25 protein-coding genes are annotated in these 23,357 nt (G+C 52.6%); 19 read left to right on the forward strand and 6 right to left on the reverse strand.

Translation table 11 applies throughout. The annotated features are described in order from the left end of the window. Positions 1–29 precede the first annotated feature (29 nt). The 3 genes from PYRFU_RS04425 (at position 30) to PYRFU_RS04435 (ending at position 3,616) form a co-directional block, all read left to right on the forward strand. The gene (locus PYRFU_RS04425; RefSeq protein WP_014026436.1) at positions 30–1,046 is read left to right on the forward strand and encodes an adenylosuccinate synthetase; all 1,017 of its coding nucleotides are present in this window, start codon (positions 30–32) and stop codon (positions 1,044–1,046) included. Then, complete coding sequence (locus PYRFU_RS04430) at positions 1,043–2,506, forward strand: NAD(P)/FAD-dependent oxidoreductase (protein ID WP_014026437.1); 1,464 nt, start codon at positions 1,043–1,045, stop codon at positions 2,504–2,506. Before PYRFU_RS04425 ends, PYRFU_RS04430 begins: the two co-directional genes overlap by 4 nt. A gap of 81 nt (positions 2,507–2,587) precedes the next feature. After that, entirely contained in the window at positions 2,588–3,616 is a 1,029-nt protein-coding gene (locus tag PYRFU_RS04435) for a hypothetical protein (protein WP_014026438.1), read from the forward strand. 40 nt (positions 3,617–3,656) lie between these two features. Here PYRFU_RS04435 and pstS read toward each other — a convergent pair whose 3' ends face one another. Further along, entirely contained in the window at positions 3,657–4,808 is a 1,152-nt protein-coding gene (pstS, locus tag PYRFU_RS04440) for a phosphate ABC transporter substrate-binding protein PstS (RefSeq protein WP_014026439.1), read from the reverse strand. 286 nt (positions 4,809–5,094) lie between these two features. Here pstS and PYRFU_RS04445 point away from each other — a divergent pair, with 286 nt between their 5' ends. Next, positions 5,095–5,586, forward strand: a complete 492-nt coding sequence (locus tag PYRFU_RS04445; protein ID WP_014026440.1) for a 30S ribosomal protein S15 — start codon at positions 5,095–5,097, stop codon at positions 5,584–5,586. 62 nt (positions 5,587–5,648) lie between these two features. Here the strand turns inward: PYRFU_RS04445 and PYRFU_RS04450 are convergent, their stop codons facing one another. After that, positions 5,649–6,233: a YbhB/YbcL family Raf kinase inhibitor-like protein gene (locus PYRFU_RS04450; protein ID WP_014026441.1), complete on the reverse strand. Its 585-nt coding sequence runs from the start codon at positions 6,231–6,233 to the stop codon at positions 5,649–5,651. Between the two features lie 62 nt (positions 6,234–6,295). On the opposite strand from PYRFU_RS04450, the gene PYRFU_RS04455 reads away from it, so the two are divergent. From PYRFU_RS04455 to cdvC, 5 genes are all read left to right on the forward strand, one after another. Next, the gene (locus PYRFU_RS04455; RefSeq protein ID WP_014026442.1) at positions 6,296–7,501 is read left to right on the forward strand and encodes a DNA double-strand break repair nuclease NurA; all 1,206 of its coding nucleotides are present in this window, start codon (positions 6,296–6,298) and stop codon (positions 7,499–7,501) included. A 17-nt stretch (positions 7,502–7,518) separates the two neighbouring features. After that, a complete protein-coding gene (locus PYRFU_RS04460) occupies positions 7,519–8,475 on the forward strand; it encodes a carbohydrate kinase family protein (protein ID WP_014026443.1) in 957 nt (318 codons plus the stop codon). 8 nt (positions 8,476–8,483) lie between these two features. Then, the gene (locus PYRFU_RS04465) at positions 8,484–8,891 is read left to right on the forward strand and encodes a YkgJ family cysteine cluster protein (protein ID WP_048192428.1); all 408 of its coding nucleotides are present in this window, start codon (positions 8,484–8,486) and stop codon (positions 8,889–8,891) included. A gap of 206 nt (positions 8,892–9,097) precedes the next feature. After that, the gene (locus PYRFU_RS04470) at positions 9,098–10,117 is read left to right on the forward strand and encodes a Snf7 family protein (protein WP_014026445.1); all 1,020 of its coding nucleotides are present in this window, start codon (positions 9,098–9,100) and stop codon (positions 10,115–10,117) included. 128 nt (positions 10,118–10,245) lie between these two features. Beyond that, entirely contained in the window at positions 10,246–11,376 is a 1,131-nt protein-coding gene (cdvC, locus tag PYRFU_RS04475) for a cell division protein CdvC (protein ID WP_014026446.1), read from the forward strand. Positions 11,377–11,485: 109 nt separating this feature from the next. On the opposite strand, the gene PYRFU_RS04480 is transcribed toward cdvC, so the two are convergent. Next, entirely contained in the window at positions 11,486–12,496 is a 1,011-nt protein-coding gene (locus tag PYRFU_RS04480) for a DNA double-strand break repair nuclease NurA (protein ID WP_048191596.1), read from the reverse strand. Next, entirely contained in the window at positions 12,486–14,168 is a 1,683-nt protein-coding gene (locus PYRFU_RS04485) for an ATP-binding protein (RefSeq protein ID WP_014026448.1), read from the reverse strand. The genes PYRFU_RS04480 and PYRFU_RS04485 overlap by 11 nt, the downstream gene beginning before the upstream one ends. Before the next feature lie 41 nt (positions 14,169–14,209). Here PYRFU_RS04485 and PYRFU_RS04490 point away from each other — a divergent pair, with 41 nt between their 5' ends. Beyond that, complete coding sequence (locus PYRFU_RS04490; protein WP_014026449.1) at positions 14,210–14,560, forward strand: SWIM zinc finger family protein; 351 nt, start codon at positions 14,210–14,212, stop codon at positions 14,558–14,560. Here PYRFU_RS04490 and PYRFU_RS04495 read toward each other — a convergent pair. Continuing rightward, positions 14,508–15,254 carry a glycerophosphodiester phosphodiesterase gene (locus PYRFU_RS04495; RefSeq protein ID WP_425277006.1) on the reverse strand — a complete coding sequence of 249 codons (747 nt, stop codon included), beginning with the start codon at positions 15,252–15,254 and terminating at the stop codon, positions 14,508–14,510. The two genes, PYRFU_RS04490 and PYRFU_RS04495, sit on opposite strands and share 53 nt — an antisense overlap. A 479-nt stretch (positions 15,255–15,733) precedes the next feature. On the opposite strand from PYRFU_RS04495, the gene crcB reads away from it, so the two are divergent. From crcB to PYRFU_RS04510, 3 genes are all read left to right on the forward strand, one after another. Beyond that, on the forward strand, positions 15,734–16,141 hold the full coding sequence (crcB, locus tag PYRFU_RS04500) for a fluoride efflux transporter CrcB (protein ID WP_048191600.1): 408 nt from the start codon (positions 15,734–15,736) through the stop codon (positions 16,139–16,141). Continuing rightward, the gene (locus PYRFU_RS04505) at positions 16,122–16,454 is read left to right on the forward strand and encodes a DUF190 domain-containing protein (protein WP_014026452.1); all 333 of its coding nucleotides are present in this window, start codon (positions 16,122–16,124) and stop codon (positions 16,452–16,454) included. Before crcB ends, PYRFU_RS04505 begins: the two co-directional genes overlap by 20 nt. Positions 16,455–16,535: 81 nt before the next feature. Next, complete coding sequence (locus PYRFU_RS04510) at positions 16,536–16,802, forward strand: 4Fe-4S binding protein (protein ID WP_014026453.1); 267 nt, start codon at positions 16,536–16,538, stop codon at positions 16,800–16,802. A 6-nt stretch (positions 16,803–16,808) separates the two neighbouring features. Here the strand turns inward: PYRFU_RS04510 and PYRFU_RS04515 are convergent, their stop codons facing one another. After that, positions 16,809–17,489, reverse strand: a complete 681-nt coding sequence (locus PYRFU_RS04515) for a 50S ribosomal protein L15e (RefSeq protein WP_014026454.1) — start codon at positions 17,487–17,489, stop codon at positions 16,809–16,811. 90 nt (positions 17,490–17,579) lie between these two features. On the opposite strand from PYRFU_RS04515, the gene PYRFU_RS04520 reads away from it, so the two are divergent. From PYRFU_RS04520 to PYRFU_RS04545, 6 genes are all read left to right on the forward strand, one after another. Next, on the forward strand, positions 17,580–18,122 hold the full coding sequence (locus tag PYRFU_RS04520) for a protein-tyrosine phosphatase family protein (RefSeq protein ID WP_014026455.1): 543 nt from the start codon (positions 17,580–17,582) through the stop codon (positions 18,120–18,122). Between the two features lie 75 nt (positions 18,123–18,197). After that, positions 18,198–18,974: a hypothetical protein gene (locus tag PYRFU_RS04525; RefSeq protein ID WP_167827836.1), complete on the forward strand. Its 777-nt coding sequence runs from the start codon at positions 18,198–18,200 to the stop codon at positions 18,972–18,974. A gap of 33 nt (positions 18,975–19,007) precedes the next feature. After that, positions 19,008–20,120, forward strand: a complete 1,113-nt coding sequence (locus PYRFU_RS04530) for a formate--phosphoribosylaminoimidazolecarboxamide ligase family protein (RefSeq protein ID WP_014026457.1) — start codon at positions 19,008–19,010, stop codon at positions 20,118–20,120. Positions 20,121–20,180: 60 nt separating this feature from the next. After that, positions 20,181–21,536 (forward strand): tRNA (N(6)-L-threonylcarbamoyladenosine(37)-C(2))-methylthiotransferase, encoded by a 1,356-nt coding sequence (locus PYRFU_RS04535; protein ID WP_244403875.1) that lies wholly within the window; start codon positions 20,181–20,183, stop codon positions 21,534–21,536. A 127-nt stretch (positions 21,537–21,663) separates the two neighbouring features. Continuing rightward, a complete protein-coding gene (amrB, locus tag PYRFU_RS04540; protein ID WP_425277007.1) occupies positions 21,664–22,512 on the forward strand; it encodes an AmmeMemoRadiSam system protein B in 849 nt (282 codons plus the stop codon). Positions 22,513–22,539: 27 nt separating this feature from the next. Beyond that, a complete protein-coding gene (locus tag PYRFU_RS04545; RefSeq protein WP_048191603.1) occupies positions 22,540–23,352 on the forward strand; it encodes a hypothetical protein in 813 nt (270 codons plus the stop codon). The last annotated feature ends 5 nt before the right edge of the window (positions 23,353–23,357 follow it).

A 23,357-nucleotide genomic window follows, 5' to 3' on the forward strand; every position in this document is an offset into this window, starting at 1 on the left:
GTAGTAAGGTAGCCAAGAGCGGGAAACCTGTGCCGCTAACGGTTGTCGTGGGCGGCTTCTTCGGTGACGAGGGTAAGGGGAAGATAGTTGGCTACTTGGCGCTTGCCGATCGTGTAGCTGCGGCGGTTCGCACGGGGGCTACTAACGCGGGTCACACGGTTGTACACGACGGTAATGTGTATAAGTTAAGGGCGTTGCCCTCGGCCATTGTAAACCCTCATACACGTCTTTACATAGCGAGAGGGGCTCTGGTACACTACCGTGTGCTTCTCGAGGAAGTTGAGAAGTATAACGCTCGTGGTAGGGTAGTTGTCGATGCAGGTACTGGAATAATTACCGATGAGCATGTCGAGAGAGAGCGGAGGGACGAGCACCTCGCTAAGAGGATAGGTTCAACGCTCACGGGTGTCGGTGCCGCTATGGTAGACCGTGTACTTCGAAAACTTGCACTAGCCCGTGATATACCCGAGCTAAGAGAGCTGACGGGTGATGTCCAGGAGCTTGTCTGGAGCCATCTAGATAAGGGCGATAGTGTGGTTGTTGAGGCTACGCAAGGATACTGGCTGAGTCTTTACCACGGCACATATCCTTACGTGACTAGCCGCGATACGACGGCCTCGGCGGCGCTGAGCGAGATAGGCTTGGGACCGCGCGACGTTGATGATGTAATCGTTGTGTTCAAGGCTTTTGTCACACGCGTTGGTGAAGGACCACTTCCCGGTGAGATTCCTCCAGAGGAGGCCGAGAAGCTTGGCTGGGTAGAGTATGGTACCGTGACGGGCCGCAGGCGTCGCGTGGCACCCTTCAATATCCAGCTGGCTAAAAAGGCTGTTAGGGCTAACACGGCGACAGGTATAGCGATCACTAAGGTTGACGTGGTATTCCCCGAGGCTAAGGGCGTTAGGGAGTGGGAGAAGCTCCCGAAAGAAGCTAAGAAGTGGATAGAGGAGCTTGAGGCAGAGCTAGGCGTGCCCGTGCTTTTCGTCGGTACAGGTGAGGAGGTCGTCGACACTATTGATAGGAGGAGGGAGGTGGCCCGCCGATGAGAGAGTATGATGTTGCGATCATTGGCGCTGGGCCTGCAGGGCTATTTGCCGCTTTAACCATAGCGGAGGGTAGTAAGGGCAAAGCGAGGATAGCGGTGTTCGACATAGGCGGACCTGTAGAGCATCGCAGGTGCCCCCTCACCAACTCGAAGATCGGTAAGTGCACCTACTGTAGACCATGCCACGTGTTACACGGTGTTGGTGGCGCTGGAACGCTGTCAAGTGGTATCATAAACCTTAGGCCTGATATCGGCGGAGACCTGGACAAGTTACTTGGAAGCTGGGAGGAGGCAGCTAGCCTGATCAAGCTGGTTGACGCGGTATTCCTTCGTTTCGGTGCGCCCCGGGAAAGGCTCTTCAAGCCGGATCCGGATAGGGCGGCTGAGCTGGAGAGAAAGGCTGCAAGAGCTGGTGCCAAGTTCATACCGGCTGTTCAGAGGCACATGGGTAGCGATAACACCCCGAGAGTAATCAAGGCAATGCAAGATTACCTGGCGGCTAAGGGTGTACGCTTCATACTCTACACCGAGGTGGAGACGCTTCACAAGACGAATGGCGGCTTCCTATTAGAGACTAGTCGGGGCCAGTTTAGGGCGCAGTACGTGATACTCGCACCTGGAAGGAGCGGTGCCGAGTGGTTCGCCAGAGAGGCTAGGAGGATAGGTGTGGAGGTGGAGCCGGGCCCGCTTGACGTGGGTGTGCGAGTGGAGGTGCCCTACACGGTCTACGAGCCATTGACTAGCGTAGTCATGGACCCAAAGATAATAATCTATACGAAGACCTATGACGATAGAGTGAGGACCTTCTGTACCAACCCCAGGGGCTTCGTCGTAAAAGAAGTCTATCCGGATGGCACTGTAGGCGTTAACGGAGAGACATACGCAGCGCGTAAGAGCATGAACACGAACTTTGCCTTCCTGGTCACGATAAGGTTGACCGACCCCATGGAAGATACCATAGAGTATGGCAAGAGTATAGCCAGGATGGCAACGAGGCTTGGTGGCGGAAGGCCCCTAATACAGAGGCTAGGCGACTTAGAGGCTGGCAGGAGAAGCACCTGGCAAAGGATAGAGAGGAGTATAGTGGAACCAACGCTGCGCGACGTTACACCCGGCGACATAGGAATGGCCCTACCATACCGTGTGGTGCTTGACATTATAGAGGGTCTTCACAAACTAGACGATATAGCTCCTGGTGTGGCGCATCCACACACGCTGATCTATGCGCCGGAGATCAAGTTCTACTCTGTGCGTGCTGTGACAACGAACAAGTATCTCGAGACTACTGTCGATGGGCTATTCGCTGCTGGTGACGGTACGGGGCTTAGCAGAGGTATCAACGTTGCAGCGGCTACCGGCATACTGGCAGGGCGGGGCGTGCTAGCGAAAATGGGATTCGAGCCTGAGAATGCACCCCACGATGGTGGTCTACTCGAGCAACTCGACTACGAGATAATGTAGGCAAAGCGGGTATAGCGTCTGGTGTCACTTTCTCGCAACAATCACAACTCAACCCCACTATGAGTACCTCGGAGAGAGTCCTTGCTACACAGATGCTGCCGCCCTACTCATATAGAAGCAGCTACGAAACTTGGGGTTGCTCGTGTTGAGCGTGTTGAGAGGATAACGAGTTATACTGTGGACGGCGTTAGTGACCCTCTAGCCCAGCTCCTTAGAGGGGAGAACGTCAACCTACGCCTGGAACTTGTATGTACAACAGCTTGTTTGGCGAGCAGCTTGGGCTACATAGGTGAGGTTGCACGTCTACGCCTTGGTAGCATAGCGCGAGTAACTCTAGAGGTGCAAGATGGAATAGAGAGGCTGCGTGTAGAAGGAGTTGAGGGCGAACTCAGGAGCGAGAAAGGTGTTGTGAATGTTGTACTCTGGGAGCGCTTTACACCAGGCGAGCTTACGCGCTGTGTACTTGGTGGTGCTGAGGTTGTCGCAAAGAGACTTAACGAGTTGCTGAGACAGGGAGTTAGACTACAAGGAGGCAATCTACGCGAGCACTATAGTCTCGTCAAGTTAGCGATCGGGAATGAACTAGTCAAGAGCATAGTTTCAACGCTAGGTGTGGCAAAGGGCGAGTGTATAGAAGATGTGGTCACCTCAAAGATAGTGCATACCGTGTATCCCCTCCTTGCGGGCCTCATAGCAGTGATGAACTTCCTCGAGCGCGCAAGAATAATCTATCCGGTGCATCCCGAAGCCCTCGCAGTCTCAGAGAACGTGAAGACACTAGGACATTACGGCATGGGCATGCTGGGCGTACTTGCTAGATATCATCGAGAAGCTTCTGTAATAGCATCTAAGCTTGCAGGTACACGCATAGAGATAGAACCGGTTCGGATTGACGGCTCCATGGCAGCAGTGGTTAGAATTGAGGGCGAGCGGCTCCGGGATCCTAGCGACTCACCGGTTGCAAGCCTAGCATTGAGCGTGACAGCCGCGCTTCTATCCAGGAGTAGCCTACTACTCGCGATTGACGCGCCAATAGAGAAGCTAGAGAAGAACACCCTAGTACGCGAACTCGAAAAAGTAAACGCTGTAATGCTATACTCCAGGTTTTAACGGTTTCACATCTGTCCTTGCGAAAAAACTAGAGGCTAGGTTACCCGGAGCACACCATGCTAGCCGCCTCTAGCAGCTTCTTAGCCATAGGCTCTGGCAGCGGTGCATAACCTTCAACAATATCCTTCTTCTCTACATTAGCATTGTAGAGCCACTCTAGCAGCATCTTGATAGCTTGGCACTTGGCGGGGTCGTCATAGTGTTTGCGTACTATGATGTGCGTGTAGGCTACTAGCGGGTATCCTCCAGTTTCACTCGCAGCCTCTATAACTAGTCCAAAGGTTTTAGACCAGTCCTGGTCCGGGGCTGGCAGCTCATCGGCGAGCTTGGACAGCGTCTTCTCGACTGCCTCGGCACTTGGAGTTAGGAAGATGTCGTCCCTGCCCGGTGGCGCTAATGCCGCCACCTGAAGACCATACTGTAGCGCATATGCATACTCGACATAGCCTATGGAGTATGGTGTGTTCTTAACAGTGGATGCTACACCCTGGTTACCTCTAGCTCCGATACCTACACCTTGTACCTTCCACACCTTGCCATATCCATACTTCTCTGCCCAGCGTGGACACGACTTGGCGAGATAGTAGGTGAAGTACTGGGTTGTTCCGCTCGAGTCACTACGATAAACCGGCGTTATTGGCTCGTGTGGAAGCTCAGCTCCAGGGTTTAGCGCCTTTATTGCCGGATCATCCCAGTATTTTATCTCGCCCATGTATATCCTTGCCAGCACGTCACCAGTGAGGTTAAGCCTCCCGTTAAAACCTGGCAAGTTGTAAACAACTACTATAATGCCCGCTACGGTCGGCGCTTGGAGTACACCACCATACTTCTCTACAGCCTTCTGCCAAATACCACGAGATAGTGGAGGATCGCTACCGGCGAAGTCAACAAGCCCCTCCATAAAGTCCTGTACTCCCTTACCGCTACCTACGGCACGATACTCAACCACTATACCAGTCTCTTTCTGGAACTCCGAGAACCACACGTCATACTGTGCTGCGGGGAATGTAGCACCACTGCCGTATAGCTTAACGCCTTGCACGCTCACACTAGGCGTGGCAGTGGCTGGCGAACTAGTACCTGTTATTGGCGAAGATGGTACCTCCTTGCCGCCACCAGAGGATAGTAGGACGGCAGCGACGCCGGCCACAATGACAATAGCGATTATGGCTGCTATAAGTTGGCGGTTCACCGCCTGTCACTCTCCATGACGTGGGGGATGCAGGCCGTGTAATTAAGTGAGACGGGATGTGCGTCACACGTTCAGCCTATAAGCCGGGTCCAGCCTAGTCAGTGTCTAGGTGCTGAGACCCTCGGTCACCGAGCATCGCGATGACGACAAGGATTTCGACTGAGGCTTCTTGAGATCCTCTTGGGGCCACCGACACACTAAAAGGGGCTTATCGCGTGGGTCACGCGCCTCCGGGGGAGTCCCGGCCCCGAGGCTGGGGCTCGCCCGGCAGGGGGTGTGATGGGGTATGAACAAGAGGAGGAGGAAGGGTAGGAGTCACTCCACGAGGCCGGCTTCGCTAACGGCACCCAGGTGGGTCGAGTACGACCCAGAGGAGATAGAGGAGATCATCGTAGACCTAGCCAGGAAGGGATATGGCCCCAGCATGATAGGCATAATACTGCGTGACCAGTTTGGCATTCCACTAGTGAAACCAATACTAGGCAAGACTATCGAGCAGGTGCTAGAAGAGAGGGGGATCAAGCTACGCGTGCCGGAGGACCTGTTCCGTCTACTACAGAAGGCGGTAAACCTACGTAGGCACCTAGAGGAGCACCCGAAGGATACGCACGCCAAGAAGGGTCTAATGGACTTAGAGTCCAAGATACACAGGCTCGTCAAGTACTACAAGAGGGTTGGTAAGCTACCGCCAGACTGGAGATACGACCCAGAGCAGGCCAAACTGATAGTCTCCATGGGCCTCTACATATTCCCTGAGGAGGAGAAGAAGGGCAGCTAAGCGCGCCTAGGAAAAACATCTTTGTTCCACACCGTTTTTAGGTCTAGAAGCATACGGGCCTTCTAGCGCCTCTCGTACACGCCAACAACATACCCGTATGCCAATATCTTGTCGTTGGCTGCTGCAAGCACCTTGTTGAAGTCCGCGCCGGTGGGTAGACCCAAAGGCTCCGACAAGGCAATCACGATAAAGTAGTAGTGATGTGTGCCGTGACCCTTGGGCGGGCAAACAGGGTACCACGCGGGCTCGTTAGCACTGTTAATCCCTACCTTGTAGCCCGGCGCAGGCCATCTTGTAGCGCTCCCGTCGTATACTAGAAGGTGGATAAACAGACCGGACGGCGCATCTGGATCAACAACTATCACCATGTAGGCTTTCGCGGGCTCATACGGGCTCCACGATATCCTCGGCTCAGTGTAATGCCTAGCATCGCATGTATACTCGACTGGCACTACTCCTCCAGGCTCCAGACCTTCGACAACAACATGTATAGCTCTAGACTTGTCCTTTAGCATCGAACGTAGAGGCTCGGGAAGCTCCGAGGCCTCATAGCGTCCCGTTATGGGCCCCCATACATAAGCTAGTGTTAGTGATGTTGCGATAAGGGCGGCTGCCAGAACAAGCAGTATGGATGGGCGTCGGTGCATGTTAAGCCCAGAGGGTAAATCGGGTCATACCGGGTGTTAGGTTTACTCTCGGGCCAGTAGGTTTGGCCGAGATACCCGGCTACACACCTCATCTCGTTGGCGAGGATATCGAAGAGGTTGATTTTGGGGCGACGCAACCGGTTATAGTTGAGCTGCTTAGAAGCGTGCCTAGGCACGCTGAGCGTCTTGCAGAGAGAGTTGTTGAGTTGCGTAAACTTCTAGATTCATGTGGGCCGCTACGGTCAAAGCTAGTAGAGGGCATTGCTAGAATATCAAGCGAGTCGTATGTGCCTAAGGCGGGTGTGGCAATAGACTCAACTTTCCCTCCTGAAGGAGGCATTGACATGGTTGTTGGAAGCCTGATAGGTGTTGTTGCTGGCTACCTTGCATACCAAGGTAACGTCGTAGAACCTAGGGTAGGCGTGTACGCGAGGCTAAGCATCGTCGAGAAGCAGGATGAGGCGCCAAAAGTGGCAGCCGAGCTATCCAAGATGCTCGAGAGGCTTGTTGTTCTCAAGAAGCTTTTACCTAAGCTACCCGAGGATTCAGTCATACTCATTGACGGCGAGGTTGTACCCTACACACTCCTTTTCACGAGAATATCTAGGCCGCTAAAGGCCAAGCTTGACGATGTAGTGTCTAGCATGTTGCGTGAAGCCGAGAGTAAGCGTATAATGATAGTCGGTGTTGTTAAGAGGAGCTACACGTTCCTATTCAGTGTATACTCTAGAATGTGTGGAGTAGAGAGGCTCCCGTTGAACGATAAAACGCTGGCTAGTATAGTGCTGCAGCCCGGCGAGTATATAACACTAGGCAGTTTCGATGAGCTGCTCCCTGATTATGCTCGAATAGCGGCTAGGAGGGCACCCGAGAAGGCCGCTAAAATTGTCGCAGAGAGGTTGTCACAGCGCCCGGAGTACAGTAGGATAATAGTCGCATTCTACAAGCCAAGTGGAGTGCCACGATCCTGGCAAGCTGTGAAGGTAGAAGTTTATGCACCCTGGCTGGCAAGACGCGAGGCCGTCGAGAAGGCCGTGAGTCACCTCAATACCCTCACCTCTAGCACAACGGGGCTCCCATACCCTATAGACATGATAGACGAATATGTGAGGCTTGAAGCGAGAGCGCTTGAAGTAGTGCGCCACCAGCTGATGAAGCACCTTGCAGCTAAGCTCGTGGAAAACGGGTTGCCGGAGGATCGAGCTGTACTCTTAACGCTCCACACGAACCCGGAGAAACGCTACCTATACCAGCCCAGGAGGCGCTAGCCCATGCGGGGGCAGTAATGAGAATCAAGCATCTCTCCATAGGCAACATAAACATAGACATCTACCTCTATGTCGAAAGGCTGCCAGGTCCGGATGAGGAACTGCCGGTTATGGAAGCTAGTATCGGTCCAGGGGGCGCGGCATCCAACTATGCTGTTGGTGTCGCGCGAGCAGGTCATGAATCGTATCTGCTTGCTCATACAACTCGTGATGCCGAGGCCCTAGGTATACTTGGGAGACTACGAGAGGCGGGCGTCAAGCTAGACTACGTAATCGTGCATGAAGAGGGCACGCCTGGAATAGTGGTTGTTGTTGTAGCCAAAGGCGGAGAAACCGTGATGTTCAAGGTACGCGGCGTCAATGCGTTACTACGAGGCGATGAGATAAGTGGCGAGTTCGACGTGGTTCACATTGCCAGCGTTGAACCTACGGTTGTCGAGAGAGTAACAAGACAAGTATCCACACGTATAATCAGCTACGATCCAGGCGGTGCAGTAGCGATTAGCAATCCGAGCGAAGTCGCCAAACTAGCAGGCAGAGTGACGATACTATCATTAAATGCTAGAGAGTTTCTACACGTCTTCGGTCTCGGCGTGGCAAGCGTCTCAGAGAGGCTAGATAAGAACTGGATGTTGATCCGGCTCGGTGCCAGAGGATCGCTTCTAGTGAGTAATGGTAGAGCCCTACACACCCGAGTCTGTAAGCTCGGCGAACCTGTAGACACCACGGGTGCAGGCGACGCGTTCAACGCATACTTCAACGCGTGGATTGCTGAGGGTAATGAGGTTGAAGAGGCGTTGGAAGTGGCTAGTATAGCGGCTGGTTTGAAAGTGTTGAAGCGGGGTGCACAGAGTATACCTAGTCGCGAGGAGGTTGAGGAAGTATGGCGCAAAGGGATATGCAAAGGGATAGTGAGGCGCGTGACGCTAGAAGAGGCGGAACAGCTGGTGAGAGAGACAGTTGGGAGCAGCTAGTGGTGCATATGCCCTGTAGGCTGTATGGGTGTGAAAAGTGTTGTTATGAGACGCGAATGCCGCTTACAAGAAGCGATATGGAAAGGCTAGAAAATCTAGGATATAGTCGTGACTACTTTGCCATCTGTGACGATGCTGAATGCCGGCTGCGTAACATTGAGGGGCATTGTGTCTTCCTTGAGCCTGGTGAGGGGTGTCGCATCTATCCTCAGAGGCCCCTAGGTTGCAGAATATACCCAGTCATATGCGTTGAAGGTGAGGGTCTCGCGGTGGACGCTTACTGTCCCATAGCTCATCTGGCTCTGCACCTTTTAGAAGCAAGGCAGGATCTCGTCAAGAGAATAGCCCTGGTAATAACTAGGGAGTATGGTGTCCCCTGTCCAGCGCGCATAGTAGGAATAGTTCATACAGGGTGAGGGCTCGGCTACCCCAGGGTTCTCTTCACGAAACTCAGCTTTGCTACCTCTCCTCACAGCCCGATGAACAAGTGCTGCTCCGCGTTGATTAACCCCACGTAGGGGTGCGCAGTCGTATCCAGAGTAACTCAGCCTACTCTGGTGTTACTGGGGCCGGGAGGTGGGGTAGACCCGCGTTGCTACAAAGAGTATGGTGTGGGTAGCGTATGCCCATTGCGTTTGAAGCGTTCAAGCCTGTAAAGTCGCTGCTGGGGCTGCTGCCGTGGCTTGGACGTAGCGAAGCAGGTGGGGACTTCCAGGACAAGATACAGATGGTGATATTCAAGCTTAAGGAGCTTGAGAATAGGATAGTTGAGATACGTGTAAGATTCGAGAAGAGAAGTGAGGAGCTATTCCGAAAGACCGTATGGGCCCTGAAGAAGGGTGATAAGAAGAGAGCCGAGATATATGCGCAAGAAGTGGCCCACATGAAGAATCTGTTGAAGCTTGTAAGGGCGACTGAAAGGCTGATTGTGCATGCCATAGAGAGGCTAAAGACTGCCAGTGATGTCCGTGAGCTAACGGAGATCCTACTAACCTTCGGTGCGGCCATAGACGAGGTTAGGAGCCAGATGCAGGGCCTCTATCCTGGGTTAGCACTCGCATTCGAAGAGATAAACAAGAGTATCAAGCTGCTTCTTGTTGAGACTACGCCACCCACGCTAACAGACATAGACGTTGATACAATAGCTAATGAGGCCAGTAAGGTGCTAGAAGAGGCGCTTAGACAGGCAGAAGAGGATGTCGAGAAGGTACTTCCAGATGAGAGTATGCGCAAGATTCTAAGTGACGCTGGGATTAAGATACCGCTGCTCGAGTCTAAGCAACAAACTAGTCTCAAACAAATACAGAACGTGCAAAATGTTGGAGCTAGCACGGGCAAGAACTCCTCTATGGGTAGAGCAGCTGCAGCCTCTGTGACTAGCGGGAAGGGTGTTGCCAGGAGGGTTGCCCCGCCGGTTCCTCTGGCTGTGCAGGCTAGTGGCGTGCCGGGTGCTAGCATAACAGAGAGGAGGCCTAGGAGGATGAGTGAAGAGGAGTTAGAGCGTAAGCTACTAGACTACATCCTCGAGCACGGAGGCTTCCTAGACATAAACGACTTCACCCGCAGGTATGGCGTGACGCGCGAGGAGGTGCTTGCCGCACTTAATAGGCTTCATGCCCGTGGTCTTATCAAACTAGCGTGAGTATAACCCGGCTTTTTAGGCGTATATTGGCACACGTCATTCTCCCGAAACCTGCCTCCTCCTGCGGTGATACTAGGCCGGTAGGCACCCCCACCCTCTACCCTAAGCATTCTAGGGGGTTTCACGGGTTGACGGTTCTAGCGAAGCTCGAGAATATGGCGAGACGCTACGTTGTTGCAGCGGTTGAGGCGGATAGAGCAGGACGTTATGACGAGGCAATAACCAACTATAAGAAGGCGATTGAGCTGCTCGCGAAGATAGTGCGTCTTTACCCCGACTATCCTCTCTCTCGCACATACGCCGAAATGATCAAGAAGTATAGGACGCGTGTCCAACAATTAGAGTCTCGTAGGGTGCCAGCTGCCCCTGTAGAAGCAGGGGTAAGCGACGAGAATAGTGATGAAGAGTGGCTTGTGACGGAAAAGCCTCGCGTCACTTTCGACGATATAGTCGACCTCGAGGAGGCTAAGAGAGCTATCATAGAGGCCATAGTCTATCCAGTCCGCAGGCCCGACCTATTCCCGCTTGGCTGGCCTCGAGGTATACTCCTCTTTGGTCCACCTGGCTGTGGCAAGACAATGCTAGCGGCAGCTGTTGCTAATGAAGTGGATGGTCACTTCTTCCACGTAGATGCGGCTTCCATAATGTCCAAGTGGCTTGGCGAGGCTGAGAAGAAAGTGAAGAAACTGTTCGCCAAGGCCAGGAAGCTTGCAGAGGAGACAGGCAAGCCAAGCATAATATTCATCGATGAGGTTGATGCGTTACTAGGTGTGCATTCAACCGAGGTTGGTGGCGAGGTCAGAGTAAGAAACCAGTTCCTAAAGGAAATGGATGGATTGCAAGACAAGGACAAGAAGCTTCATGTCTATGTGATAGCAGCGACTAACAAGCCTTGGCGTTTGGACCAGGCGTTCATACGCAGGTTCCAGAAGAGGATATACATACCTCCGCCCAACAAGGAGGTGAGGAAGCAACTCTTCCTCCACTATACGAGCAAGATCCGGGTAGCGGACGATGTGGACTTCGATAAGCTAGCTGAAATGACCGAAGGTTATAGCGCTAGTGATATACGTGATGTTGTAATGGAGGCTTACATGAGAACCGTGAGAGAGTTGTTCGAAGAGAAGGGTGGAGTTGGGGAGCCGAGGCCCGTGGCCATGGAGGACTTCATCGAGGTGCTGAAGAGGAGAGGGCCGAGTATCTCTCCAGATGTACTGAGGGCCTACGAGGAATGGTTTAGGCGGTTCAGGGCTGTCTAAGTGGGACGCGGGTCGGCTAAGGCCCCCTTTATCCTCACAACTCGGCTAGATGACGGCTCCACATCCCCGAGAAGGGGGTCAGCGAGATCGGTATTCAACATCTACCAATTCAGATTAGGGTAGCTTCCTCACCCCCTGCTTCTATCTTCTCGAGTCCAGGGTGTATAATAGCGAGTAGTTTGCGTGGATCACCTTTCAACCTCTTTATGAGTGTGTTTGTGATTAGACGATGTGCTGTTTTAGCTTCCTCGAGGCTTACAAGGCTCTTTTCGTGTGCGAGTTGGATTGGTAGGGGATGTTTGGAATGCTTGGTTAGGGAGGATAGGCACCCTAGAATCTTGTCTATGACCCCGATGGGTGCGACTTCGAGTCTTGCTGGTGGCATCATCCCTACTTTCGCGTAGGTGTACTCTATGCCGCCTAGCATCGTATAGTAGAGTTGGTAGATGCCCTCGGGGGGCATGCGCTCGGGGCTTGTCGCTTCGCCCGGGCCAAGTGCTATGCCAGCAATCCACGCATCGTCAACCTGTTGTAATTTTCCCGCTAGCGTGTCAAGCTTTCGAGTTAGGAGTGTAGAGCCGCTTGGGCGCTTCACATAACCAGCTAGTGCGTGAAGTCTTCGTAGCGCAGATGATAGCATGGAAGCGCGCCATCGGTGCAAGTCGTCTATTTCAATATTCAATAGTCGTTTCAGTATTCGCCTTGTGTTGGTGGATAGTGGTGCTGGTCTGGGCGGGTCGGCTATGGGGCCGTCGAGGATAAGTAGTGCAGCATCGCTGGCATCAGCGGTGCTACGTGCGACCGCTATAGTCTCGAGAGCTATCATGAGTTCTTCTGCTACTCGGTGTATCTCCTCGCCGCCCGTTAGGCTATAAACGCTTGTTACAAGTGGGCCGAGAGTGGTTACACTCGTCTTGTCAGCACTAATGACGACTATAGCTGCCTTAACAACTATAGCGTGTAGGCCGTGTGCACCGTACACGGCATAACTGCCATCAACGGCGATTATAGGAGTGTTGCAGTTGCCACGCGGGATGCTAGAAACGTTGAGAATCTTGCGTAGCAGTGCTCTAAGCTCTGTGAGCCTATTAATAGCGTCTAGAGCCTCTTCAATCGCCATTTCGTCCACTATAAAGCCTTCTGAGGGTCTCAACAACTCTAGTCATCCCCATCCGGTGTGATACCTTTCGCTTACCCACTCTAACCAGCACCGGGTGCCCAATCATATTCATCTGGCCGGCAATAACTGCGACACCCCGTGGCAGACTAGTAAGACGCTTCTCTAGGTCTTCGGGTAGCCCACCCACAGCCCTAGCAATGTAATGCACGTCGTCAGGCGCGACCCGGTGTATAATCCACGTGTTTGTCATTGACAGTACAACGGGGTCGACAAAAGCTGGTCGCTGGCTGACCAGCAGGAGGCTAATTCCAAACTTCCTACCCTGGGTGGCTATGAGCGCTAGATAGTCACGTGCAATGCTCATACCTATCGGATAGTTTCGTAGATTGGGTGCATAGTTCTGCGCCTCCTCGATAATCAAGAGAAGATACCTCTCGTCGCCGTCAACCTTGTATCTCGTAAACTTCTCGTAGAGTAGCCTAGCAATATACGCGACTATCAACTGCTTAACTTGGAGCGGCACTCCTGGTGCACCGTCGGCCGAGAAATCAACTATGAGCATGCTAGGGTTGCGTGTGATATCGTCTATGAGTTCGCCGGTGAATGTAGGTTCTGTCGAGAGTATGCCATGCTGCTTGTACACTTCTCGGTAGAACTTGTCAAGAGCTGATCTAATGGCTCTGGCTGTCTGATGGTGAATCGGTGCATCGCGGCCTCTGCTTAGCTCTTCGAGCCTCTCGTACACAAGGTTAATCTCGTTGGTGAGCAACTCGGTTATGGTATAGCCTTCTTCGGTAAGTTCGGAAATAACGCGGTCAAGCGCAGATACCTGCATCTCGTTAATATCAAGGCCACCAGTTTTATACATCATTATTATCTCTGCAGCCTCTCGAGGTGTGAAGAAATCGAGGCTTATCTTAATCTCGCGTGTAAATGGCGTACTGCGCAGACGAGACCGGGGAGTCACGAAGCGGATGACCTTGTGTAAAGCCCCTAGCGAACCCCTCGTAACGAATACATGGTGATAGTCGAGGTAATCACCGTTAGCATCAATGACTATCATTGGTAGAGCGGCAGTTTTGCCGTTACCTAGTGGTATTTGAGATAATAGTTCCAAGAGGTAACCGACGCCATAGCTTTTCCCGCTACCCGTCTCTCCAAACACGCCGACATGCATAGTGATGTTTTCTACATCTAGTGGTACTGGTAGACCCTGATACCCGTAAATATCGCCGTACCAGATTACTCCGGGACGATTCTCGTCTATGCCGAACAGGAGACTGGGGTCGCGTGGAAGCTCTACTACCTTATCACCTGGCTTTGGGGGACGCGGTAATGGTGGTAATCCTGGCTCGCCAGCTAATCCGATTATGTTGAGTACGGCGGTGACGTAGGGTGACGACACACTCTCTAGCATAGTTAGTGCGTCTAGAGACTCACGTCGTAATTCGCTCCAAGCGTCGCCGGGTTTGAATATGTCACTTTCTATCCGTAACTTCTCCACACGTGCTATTGCGAGTCTCTCGCTACCCCACAACTGTATGCCTACAAGCATACCCTCGTTGACAATCTTCTCGCCATGTTCCGTTAGCTGAGCTATTGCTTGCTTGGTTGTCGCGCCGCTAAGCACAACACCTAGCACGCGGCTAGTAGTTTCACTCTTCTCTCTCAACCTGCAGTCAACCCTGCACAGATACTAACGGGGTAGTACGTATGAAGCTCTTCGATGTGCTCCGTGTGCGAACAAGTAGTGACCGTGTTGCACGTGCAATAAGATTAGTCGCGCTTGATAGGGTAGCATATATAAGGGAGGCATATGGCGGTTTTGTTGCACTCGTGAACGGTGATAGTGGAGAAAAGCACATAGTGTACATATCGTATGATGCGAAGAAGTTCTCTTGTACGTGTATGGATTTTGTGAGATGGCGTAGACCGTGTAAGCACATCCTTGCTGCCGCTTACATAGTTGATAAGATGATAGTGGCTCAGACGAAACCTCCATCATCACAACTCAGAGAGAGTCGTGTTCATCATTGCTGCCAAGCTTCTCGCGTAGTCTTGTAAGCTTGGAGGGATAGTCCGTGGCTATACCTTCAACGCCACGCTTATAGAGCGTGATGGCTGTCATTTCGTCATTTACCGTCCACGCTATCACGCGCAGTCCAAGCCTATGAGCGAAGTTAACAGCCTTCTCGGTTGCAAGGTTGTAACGTGGCAAGACTATACTAGCTCCAACCCTCTTAGCATCTAGAATCCTTCCCGGTGGACGTGCGTATATCAACCCGGTAACTAGCTTTGGGTTCAAACGCTTAGCGAGACGTAAAGCTTCGTCGTGGAAGCTTATTATTGCAATCCACTCTTCGAGGCCAGTAAGATGATCAACTACGATACGCGTATCCTCCACATGTTTTATCTCTATAAGGGCTGGTATACGCCCTCGTATAGCCTCTAGAAACTCCGTTAAAGTGGCTAGCCTCTCACCATCAGGTAAAGTGACGCGTTGTATCTCGCTCCATGTGGATGATCTTACATTGATATCAATGCCTGCTATTCTCGTTAAACTCTCATCATGTAAAAGTATAGGAACGCCGTCCTTAGTAACTTGCACATCTACCTCGACGATGTCAACACCAGCTTCTAGTGCGCGCTCTAGAGCAGATAATGTGTTCTCGAGTGCCTCGCCAGCTGCACACCTATGCCCTATCACGGCAAATGGTTTACGCGTGAGTGCTTTGAGCACCTTATTCAAGCCCAACACCGGTGTGACACTATCAAAACCTAGAAGAGGGGACAATATTGTACTGTATTTCAGCCGATCTCGGGTTCGTCACCAATCAGCGAACTCGGCAATCATCACCAACTATGGTCATGGCGGCGGGGTCAAGTCGCGGTAATCTCTTCACCGCCTCCGGCTCTCCTGGGGGGCAAGTGTCTACATCCCCCGCCGCCAATAGAAACTACGTACAACGCCGATTTAATTAGGAGTTATGAGGCCTCAGCGGCTACCATTATCCTCACTGCTCGGCAGCGGCTAAGTACATCAACGGCCCCACAGAGGTAGCATGTAATCACACTAAAACTGTTGCTTTTCCGATAGTATAAGCTGTTGAAGCGTTTTCCGTGTTCCCTGGAGCAATGTGTTGGTGGCGGAGACGCGATTGTATCTACACCCGTGAACCAAGCGGGCAAAAGGTAAGCTTGCTCCTGGTGTCCCGGCGGCCCTTTGGTGTAGTGGTTATGGAGGCGCGGGATGCAATCACGAGCATTGTCATTGTTTTATTGGGAGGAGGGCTAGGTGCAGTAGCTAGATGGAAGCTTTCAATGCTAGTTCAAGAGAAGTGTGGTTGCATGTTTCCTCTCGGAACACTAGTGGTCAACGTATTGGGTTCATTCCTTCTTGGATTCGTTCTAGGTGCTGCAAAATTCTATGGAGTGTTTACTCGCGAGCAGAGGCTCTTTCTAGCAACGGGTTTTGCAGGAGGCTTCACCACCTTCTCTACATTCTCCTACGAGACGTTCACACTTCTAAGCGAAATGCCGCTATACGCGGCGCTAAATATCGTGGCTAATGTATTAGCGGGTCTTGCCGCAGTATACCTTGGTATGGTTGCTGCAGGTGTACTCTATGGGCGCACGATGGGCTAGGCTACGAATCTACATAGGGGAGCATGACAAGTATCAGGGCAAGCCCCTCTATATGCACTTGCTATACATGTTCAAGAAGCGGGGCGTGAAAGGGGCAACAGTATACCGTGGGATAGCGGGCTACGGGTCACACAGTCTCATACACACCACGAGCATACTAAGACTCTCTGAGGATCTCCCCATAGTGGTGGAGGTAGTCGACGAGGAGCATGTTATAAACGAGCTCATCGAGGAGGTCAAGAAGGTGGTCAAAGAGGGTCTCATAACAGTCGAGCCGGTGCAAGTGGTGTTCTACGGGCATAGTGAAAAGTAAAAGAGTGATGCATGCAAGCGCCTCAGTAGAGCTCGTACAGACTATGTCCGCGGGTAACTTGTAGCGAGTGGTTGAGGAAGCATGACAGGCGAGATCAGCGTGAAGTTCTATCCGTGCGGCTCTGTTAGACTAAGTAAGGATAGATGCACGGGCTGTGGAGACTGCGTTAAGTTATGTCCAGTGAACGCGTTGAAACTAGAAGATGGGACTGTGGTGCAGGTCGGTGTTTGCGTGGTTTGTTTGGGTTGCATGGCTGTCTGCAAGGAGAGAGCTATACAAGTGGATGTCGTAGAGTGCCCAGAGGAACTCGAGGTGGACGTTACGAGTAAAAATAATGTAAATGTGTAACGCAGATTATTGCAGGTCGCCCTTGTGATACTTTTCTCGTATCTCGTCTGGTGCGATAAGCCTGGCGCCCCTGCTTGCCTCGTGCCTCTTCTTGAGCTCGCGCTCCTTCTGCTTCTTCTTCCACTTGTACTTGATGGTGCCACGTAGGCCTCTGCTCTTGCGCAGACCGCGCATCTTCTTGCCAGCGCTCGTGAGGCCGCGGAATACTCTGCCGCGGTGCTTCGGGCTGCATATCCAGCCCAGCTCGTGATCGCGGCATATAGCGGGGTGGTGCGGGTCGACTAGTATGACCTCGTACCACTTGTATAGACCATCCTCGCCCACATAGTAGCTGTTGAGCACCTCAAGGTTCGGATATTTACGGGCGGCTCTCTCCTCTGCTATCAACCTAGTAGACTTTGCAGGCGCATAACCATAGACACCCATCCTCTTAGGTCTCCTACCCTTGTTGGGCCTTGGGCGGTTTAGGCCGCCCTTCCTGACCCTAACCCTCACGACGATTATCCCAGGCTTGGCCTTATAGCCGAGTGCACGCGCACGGTCGAGCCTCGTAGGCTTGTCAATCCTTACAACGCTCGGCTCGCGCCTCCACTGGAGTAGCCTCTGCTTCCACAGCCTTGCTAGCTCCGGGTCGTCCCATCGCTTCTTCCACATCTCGCGTAGATAGTGGTACAGTCCGTGCGCCACTTTTCACCAGCCCGATGCTTGCACGCGAACTAGTAGCCTCTTAAAACTAACCAGTGGGTCGCCAATCACGAGCATATGGTGGCGAGCATTTTGGCCTGCAATAGATCCTACGTGGAGAGCCTCTGCGGCGGAAAAGTGTTGCTGATAGGCACCGGGTGTAACTGTATACCAGAGCTAGTCAAGAAATACCACGTTGATGTTGTGATAGGGTTGTTTGAGAGTTGGGAGTGTGACATACCCGGTAGACTAGTAACTTACCATTTGCCGGTAAGGGACTTCAGCGTTGAGCCGTTGTTCAACGTGGTCACGGCTGTCAAGCTGGCAGCCAGGCACCTGGCTCGGGGAGAATCAGTTCTTATTGCGTGTAGAGGCGGGTGTGGCCGTACAGGCACAGTCATAAGCCTATTCAACATAGTATATCGGTGCATGGGATATCGTGATGCAGTCGACCACTATGTTAGGCTAAGAGGATGTGGCCCAGAGACGCCAGACCAGCATAGCCTGCTCTACAAGGCATCCGAGATAGCGGCTAATGCAGGTTGCGAGCCCCTTATCGGCAAGGATGCGTGTCGGAAGCCCAGCAGTTATGACCCGGATTTCGTGCTTGAGGCGATCCTGGAATACGTGTTTTGAGTTGGAGCGCCGGTTATAGGGCGGGGTTTGCTACCCGAAACCAATGTGGATAGTGCGGCGGCAAGGTGTTCGATAGTGTACGGCGTCTGGAGCAACCCGATAGCCTATCACACGGGCAAGCTGTTGAGCATAGTCGCGAGCCTCCCGGATAATGAGTACATTGAGAACGTCAGAGTGATACTCGAGGGCGGTGATGCCGAGATGATTTCGCTGCACTGGGCTGTCTTCAACACTCTGGTTTACAACTGGGCTAGGTTCGAGGAGGACTGTCGCGGCAGAAGGAGATGCAAGATATCCGATTATCTCCCGGAGGGCGTCGACCCAAGACAAGCGTCATCATTCTTCAACGATGAGACAAGACGTGTCATAGTCCAGGCTTGTGTGGATCTTGCGCCCGACTGGGTTATACCATCGTGGGTCAAGTGGGTGGCGGGCCGCTACGGTATCGATCTTAGTGTGCTTCGTGGCTTATCATGGGGCGAGTTGCTAGGCAGGCTTGCAGACTACTCGGTGTATGTTTGGGGGCTCCGGGGGCTCACAGCTAGCTATATGGAGTTCTTCCAGATGGAAGGTATGGAGTATGCCCTGGTTGTAGTGTCGCACGTCCACTGGGAGATCGTGGAAGCGACAGCTGAGCCGCTCGAGGCGGCGTTAGAGCCGATACGTAGGAGGTTCAGCGTTACACTGGAAGAGGTCCGGAAGGCTTCATTCGAGGCGGGGCTGCGTTTTGCTGAGAGCGAGGGGAGAAGCAGGCTGGGCCTCCGCGAGGTATCCGAAAGAGCTGTTAGGAGACTTCGCGAGGCTCTAGTGGAAACTCTTGAGGAGGTACGGGAGGCGAAGAAAGACTCGTAAAAGGGTCCTTGTTGCGAACTACGGGGCAAGGACGTGTCAATTGCTCGCGAGATGAAGAAGCTAGTAGAGGAATATGACCAAAACAAGCTACACATAGGCGTAGTTGCTAGTCATAGTGCGCTCGATGTGCTGTGGGGTGTCAAAAGGCTAGGCTTTCGTACTCTTGCCATAGCTGAGAGGCGTAGACTCGAACCATATCGTAGACTTGTTGGTAAAGTGATAGACGAGTTGATAGTTGTAGATCGTTACGCCGATATGTTGGATGAGAGTATACAGGAGAGGCTTCGCTCGCTCAACACGATAATAGTGCCTAATCGCAGCTTTGCGGTCTATCTCGGGTATGACAACATCGAAAAGAAGTTGCGCGTGCCGATATTTGGGAATAGGTTCTTGCTTCGATGGGAGGAGCGTAAAGGCGAGAAAAACTACTACAAGCTTCTCGATGATGCTGGTGTACGGCGCCCCAAGGTGTACAATAGCGTAGAAGAGGTTGACAGACCCGTTTTAGTCAAGCTGCCGGAGGCCGCTAGGAGGGTGGAGAGGGCATTCTTCGTGGCTAGGGATAGGGAGGATCTTGAGAGAAAGTTGCAGGAACTAATGGAGAAGGGGATTATCGACGATAAATCGCTGGAGGAGATGGTTATAGAGGAGTTTGTTGACGGCGCCCACTTCAACGTGAACTTCTTCTATAGTGTTGTTCGCGGTGAACTCGAGCTCTACAGTATTGACAGAAGGTTGCAAACTAACATAGACGACATCAACAGGTGGCCTGCATGGGTGCAGGAGAGGCTAGAGGGTGTAATAATCGAGCGCATGATAGAAGTTGGCCACATCCCAGTGACAATACGCGAGAGTATGTTAGCCAAGGTGTTCCCGCTCGCGGAGCGTGTAGTCGAGGCCGCTAGGAAACTAGAACCTCCGGGTATAATTGGGCCCTTCACGCTTCAACTAATAGTGACGCCGAACCTCGACGTCGTTGTATATGATGTTGCGTTGCGTGTAGGCGGAGGTACTAACAGCGTAATGGCTTGGGGCGGGCAGTATATACACCTTTGGCATGGAAAACCGTTAACACTAGGAGAGCGTATTGCCTTGGAGATACGCGAGGCTATCCGAGATGGACGGCTACCCGACATCGTAACTTGATTGCAGAGTTGTACCTTAAGCCGGGTTTTTGCATCCTCACATGCGTGTATGGGGTTGACAGTGACGAGGGTATACATAGAGACCTATGGTTGTGCGCTTAACCATGCTGACTCGGCGATAATGTCGTCGGTGCTAGCGTCAAGAGGCTACACCATAGTCGATAGTATAGAGGATGCTGATGTAATCATAATCAATACTTGTACCGTGAGGCTAGACACTGAACAGAGGATGGTCAAGAGGATTAAGGAGGTGTGGCGGAAGTACGGTAAATCAAAGAGGATTGTGATAGCTGGGTGTTTAGCCAAGGCGCAGCCGTATCTCGTGAAACGTGTGGCTCCAGGGGCAGTTCTAGTATCACCTGGCAACGTTCATCGTATCTACTTGGCGGTTGAGAGTGGTACTGAGCTCCTTGTTGAGGATCCCTTGGAGCGTAAGAGGCTCCCACCTAGGCCTTGGAAGCATGGTGTTGTAGCCGAGGTTGTTATCCAGGAAGGTTGCCTCAGCGACTGTGCATTCTGTATAACGAAGTTTGCGAGAAGATACCTGCGCAGCCAGCCTATCGAAGAGATAGTAGACTATGTCAAGAAGCTTGTAGAGGCAGGTGTTGTTGAAATAAGGTTAACCGGGCAGGATACGGCAACTTACGGTGTTGACATCTACGGGAAGCGTATGCTACCAAAGCTACTAGAGGAGATTGCTAGTGTTGTCGAGAGCCCCGACGGATGCAAGGCATACGTACGCGTCGGGATGATGAGCCCAGATCAGGCGCTACCCTTCTGGGACGAACTGCTGGACATCATGAGTCATCCCTGTATCTTCAAGTTCCTACACATACCTGTGCAATCTGGAGACGATAGAGTGCTGCGTGTGATGCGAAGAGAGTACACTGTTGACGAGTATCGGAGGATGGTATACGAGGCTCGCTCAAAGCTACCTGGCGTAACTATAGCTACAGACATCATCGTTGGGCACCCGGGTGAGGATGAAGAGGCATTCGAGAACACGGTTAGGCTGGTGGAGGAGCTCCTATTCGAGAGGGTTCACCTTGCACAGTATACGCCAAGGCCAAGGACCTTGGCGGCGCGTTTGCCCCAGGTTCCTGACCCAGTGAAGAAGGAGAGAAGTAGGAGGCTGCAGCGTGTAATAGAAGATGTTGGTTATCGGGTGCACGCATCATACGTGGGAGCTAACGCGCTACTTGTGGTTACGGAGGAGGGTAGTGAAGGTACGCTAGTTGCGAGGACCCACAATTACATGCAGGTGATTCTGCCGCCGGGCTCGGCGAACCTAGGCTCGACCATAGAGGCGAAGATAGTAGGTGCGACCTGGTATGATCTCAGGGCAGTGCCCGTAGGCATGGATCTGGGTGCAGTAAGCGTGGTAGAGCAACGTGAGCATGGCTACTGTAGAGTCTAGGTCCTAAATGGTGAGTAGTGGATTGTTTGCTACGTGCATTAACATGGTAAGGTAATGTTGTGGTTGTAGACCGTAACGGTATAGGGAGTCGCCTCTCCAACTAGATTTGGCGGTCACTATGGATGTTGTGGTTAGAAGGCCTGCGGTCGCCGGGATGTTCTATGAGGCTGATCCAGAGGCGCTGAGATCGCAGATAGAGTGGTGTTTCACTCACACACTGGGTCCAGGTAAGCTTCCGCCGCGTGGAGGCGGAAGTGAAAGGCTGAGTGTTGGATTTGTCTCGCCTCACGCTGGGTACATGTATAGCGGGCCAGTGGCCGCTCATGTATACTATCAATTGGCGCTCGAGAAGAAGCCAGACACGGTTGTGATAGTAGGCCCGAACCATACCGGCCTAGGGACGCTGGTATCGGTGATGGTTGAGGGTGTGTGGGAGACGCCACTAGGCAGAGTAGAGATAGACTCGGAACTCGCGAAGTTGATAGTCAAGTATAGCGACTTGGCCGACATCGATGATAAAGCTCACTTGTTCGAACATAGTGTCGAGGTGCAGGTGCCATTCCTGCAATACATCTATGGGGACGAGTTCCGCATAGTGCCAATTGTAATGTGGGATCAGACTCCGCGGGCAGCGCGTGACCTCGGAGAAGCGGTGGCGAAGGCGGCGGCTGAACTAGGCAGAGACGTCATATACATAGCTTCAAGCGACTTTACACACTATGAGCCGCACGAGGTTGCTGCGAAGAAGGATAGGCTGGCGATTGATAAGATACTTGCACTCGACCCGGAGGGCCTTCACGAGGTCATACAGCGCTATGATATCAGTATGTGTGGGCCGGGCCCCGTAATGAGCATGCTCTACTATGCTCGGGCGCGTGGGGCATCCAACGCGCAGCTGCTAAAGTACGCCACTAGTGGCGACGTGACTGGCGATCGCAGCTCGGTAGTAGGCTATGCCGCGATAAGGGTCTACTAGGCTCCCGTGTACCCCTCGGTGAGCCTCTTGAGCATGAAGAAATCGTACAAGCTACCCATACCACTCCTAGGTTTGCCGTTAAAGGGCAGACATAACCCAATACTAGTCGCGCTAAGCTCTACGCCTCTGGTAGACGTTGAAGTCGAAGTAGAGGAGTCTAACGCGCCTAGTGTGAGTGTAAATGGCGAGCCTAGACTAGGATGGAGAGGCGAGCTAGCCCTCAAATCTTTCGTTGATGAGCTATCAGCGAGACTTGAGCAACCGCTGCGTTTCAGCGTCTACTACCAGGCCAGAGGATTCCACGTAGCAGGAGTCTATGCGATACTGACCGTGGCTCTAGTTGAGGCTGTAGCGGAAGAAGGCGGGTACGAGATGGAGCCCGTCGAGGTTGCTGAGGCTGCAGACAGTATTGATTGGGATGCGGGAGTCGAGTTGGATTATATTGATGCGTGTAGGAGGGCAATAGTACTTGAATCAAGTATCATATTCCGTAAAGGCGAAGAGCCGATCAAAGTGTCGCTCGCCGGTGGTAAGGTCGAACTCGTAGGAGAAGAGGAGCTGGGTGACGTCATAGAGGAGGAGCTTGGGGAAGAAATCCATACCGCATTGTCGAGACTAGTTGGGTTGAGTGTAGCCGTATGGTCAAGGGGCATAGTAGAGAAAGGATGGGAGGCGATTAGAAGCATCTGGAGGCTCGCCTCTAGGCTGGAGAATGGGCTCTACTATGCGTTGTTTGGCGTAGCTCCCCCACCGGAGGGTTGCAAATGGACACCAGGACTGCAGACGGCGTTCGGCGTGTGTATCGATGTGGGTGAAGGACAGACGATAGATGTGGCATAGTGTTG

The sequence above is a fragment of the Pyrolobus fumarii 1A genome (assembly GCF_000223395.1).
Classification (GTDB): domain Archaea; phylum Thermoproteota; class Thermoprotei_A; order Sulfolobales; family Pyrodictiaceae; genus Pyrolobus; species Pyrolobus fumarii.